Origin of the sequence: uncultured Microbacterium sp., assembly GCF_913776565.1 — a bacterium.
GTDB lineage: Bacteria > Actinomycetota > Actinomycetes > Actinomycetales > Microbacteriaceae > Microbacterium.
Genome location: NZ_CAJYPF010000183.1, coordinates 1 through 2,704 on the forward strand (window position 1 = coordinate 1; position 2,704 = coordinate 2,704).

General features: G+C 71.8%; 4 protein-coding genes. 1 reads left to right on the forward strand and 3 read right to left on the reverse strand.

All coding sequences use genetic code 11. The annotated features are described in order from the left end of the window. The 3 genes from QZ433_RS10220 to QZ433_RS10230 form a co-directional block, all read right to left on the reverse strand. Nucleotides 1-501 (reverse strand): general stress protein (locus tag QZ433_RS10220; protein ID WP_366761919.1); only part of this gene is annotated, 501 nt, incomplete at its 3' end. A gap of 106 nt (nt 502-607) precedes the next feature. After that, a complete protein-coding gene (locus QZ433_RS10225) occupies nt 608-1,546 on the reverse strand; it encodes a hypothetical protein (protein WP_295782850.1) in 939 nt (312 codons plus the stop codon). Between the two features lie 57 nt (nt 1,547-1,603). Then, nucleotides 1,604-1,972 carry a VOC family protein gene (locus tag QZ433_RS10230; protein ID WP_295782853.1) on the reverse strand — a complete coding sequence of 123 codons (369 nt, stop codon included), beginning with the start codon at nt 1,970-1,972 and terminating at the stop codon, nt 1,604-1,606. A 52-nt stretch (nt 1,973-2,024) separates the two neighbouring features. Between QZ433_RS10230 and QZ433_RS10235 the strand changes: the two genes are divergently transcribed. Then, entirely contained in the window at nt 2,025-2,462 is a 438-nt protein-coding gene (locus tag QZ433_RS10235; protein WP_295782856.1) for a MarR family transcriptional regulator, read from the forward strand. Nucleotides 2,463-2,704 lie beyond the last annotated feature (242 nt).

The window sequence follows — 2,704 nt, forward strand, 5'->3', positions numbered from 1 at the left end:
CTCCCAGCTGTCCTGGCGGGCCTGGGCATCCTTGATACGTGACGGCGGCAGCTGCTGGAGCAGCAGGCCACGGGCGCGGCGACCATCGGCATCCACCGTCACGTCCCAGCGCTCGGCCTCGAAACCCTGCACCGACGAGAAGTCACGACGCCCGCCGGTGAACGCGTGCCCGGCGAAGCCGAAGATCGCGCCCCACACCGCGCCGAGCACGAGGCCCAGCAGCAGCAGACCGAGGAACCCGCCCGGGCTCAGCAGGCCCACGATCACGCCGATCATCAGACCGAACCACGCGCCCGACGCGGCGCCGAGACCGGCGGCGCGTCCCTTGGTGAGGCGACCGGTCACCTGCTCGACGATGCGGACGTCATGGCCCACGATGGCGGTGTGCTCGACGGGGAAGCCCGCGTCCGAGAGGCGGTCGACGGCGGCCTGCGCCCCGGTGTAGTCGGTGAAGCTGGACAGCACGCGGCGTTCCGGCGTGGCGCGGGTGACGTCGGTCATGGGGGTTCCTTCCCTCGGGCTCCTCACGCTAGGACAGCCGAGCGGAACGGACCGGGCGCTTGCGCACCGCCGGATGCGCGGCTACTCGGACGGGGGGAGGCCGGTGTCAGCGCACCCGGCGGGCCCAGACGCGATCGGGCAGCGCGAGCGCCACCCCCACGATGGTCACCACGGCGCCGATCACCGCCGTGACCGCGACGACCTCGACGGGGAACGCGCCGTCGCGCATACCGGTGAGACGGGCGAGGTCCCACGGCAGGATGCCGATCTGCTCGTTCCACGACCGCAGCGCGTCGCGCGCACCCATCAGCGCGATCGTGGCGGCGGGCAGCGCGTAGCCGATCCCCATGCCGGCCAGGGCGATACCGCCCGCGCGACGGCGACCGAGCTGTGCCGAGAGCGCCCACCCGGCGGCGACGAAAACCCAGGCCACCAGGGCGAAGGCGACCATCAGATACAGGATGCGCACGACCGGCAGCGCCCAGAGGTCGGGCCAGATACCTTCAGGCCCCGAGAGGGCGACGGCGATCAGGGCGACGACGCAGCGCAGCACCAGCGCGCCGCCGACGGCGGCGATGATCGGCCACGGCGAGCGCCTGCCCAGCAGCAGGCGCACGGCGAACGCGAACAGCAGCCATCCCGCGATCGCCACCGCGACGCCCCACAGGCCGTCGCGGGGCGTCTGCACGATGCGCGTGGTCACGAGCAGACCGCCGGGAACGAGGATCATCAGCCAGCGATCCAGCGGCAGCACGCCGAGCGTGGATTCGCGCGCACGCCACGGACGGGTCGAGGCGATCCAGGTGGCGCGGGCCGCGGCGGCACCGGGCCGGCGGACCAGGCTCGTGCGGGCGGCGAGCATGCCGATGACGAGCCACGTCGCGCCGAGGAGCAGCAGCAATCGCGAGAGCCACTCCGTGGTGGCGTCGACCATCATGGGCACGCGCGTGAAGGGATCCACCAGCACCGCGATGACGGCGCCGAAGGCCAGCAGGATGCCGCTGATGCCGAGCGCCACCATGCCTCGCCCCGCCGTGGTCGCCATGCGCCTACGTTACCGGCCGCAAGCTGAGGGTCCGCCGGTGCTCGGCGGGAGGCCGGCTCAGGCGCGGTCGTGCAGCGTGACGTGGTAGCCGTCGGGGTCGGCGAAGGTGAAGGTGCGACCGAACGGGCCGTCGATCGGCGCCGACACGATCCGGTGACCGTCGGCGGCGAGCGCGTCGTGGATCGCCTGCACCTCGGTCGCATGCAGCCAGAGCGCGACCCCGACGCCGGGCTGGGCGACGCCGCCCAGATCGGTGCCGGGCGCGAGGTCGCGCAGGGCGAAGGAGATGGGCGCCGTCGAGAACACCACGGCGTGGGGCGGCCCCGCGGGCGATCGCTCGAGGCCCAGGTACTGCGCGTAGAACGCGTGCGAGGCCGCGAGGTCGCGCACCTGAAGCGAGATGAAGTCGGGTCCGGTGACGGTCATGAGAACTCCTTGTGTCAGTTGTCTGACATAGAGGGTATGTCAGAATACTGACATGACGCAAGACCGCATCACCCTCGACACCTCTCTCGGCTACCTCCTCAAGGAGGCGGCGAGCGCTCTCCGCTCGGCGATGGAAGAGGTCCTCCGCCCTCTCGGGATGACCATCACGCACTACTCGTGCCTCGAGCTGCTCGCCCAGCGCCCGGGCCTGTCGAACTCCGATCTGGCCCGGGGCGCGTTCGTCACCCGCCAGTCGATGAACGTCCTGCTCCAGACACTCGAGGCCGAGGGGATCGTCGAACGCGCTGAGACGGCCCCCGTGGGCAAGGCGCTCCCCACGCGGTTGACCGCGAAGGGCCGCCGATCGCTCGACGTCGCGAGCGCGGCGGTGCGCCAGGTGGAGCGCCGCATGCTGAGCGGGATGACGGATGCCGAGCAGACCGCCGCCCTGCGCGCGCTGCGCTCGATGGTTCACGCCCTGCGCACCTGATCCGCGGCAGCTCTGTGAAGCGACCTCCGCGTCTCGCCCCAGAACTGACTTCCCATGCGCAGGATTGTGTAACAATCCATCCATGCTTCCCGCCCTCGCGATCCTCGCCGCGGCACTGTGCTTCTCGACCACCGGCACCGCGCAGGCCCTCGCCGGCGTCGACGCCTCACCCGTCGCGGTCGGGGCTGCGCGGATCGTCGTGGGCGGCGGCATCCTGGGCCTTCTCGCCCTCGCACAGCTCC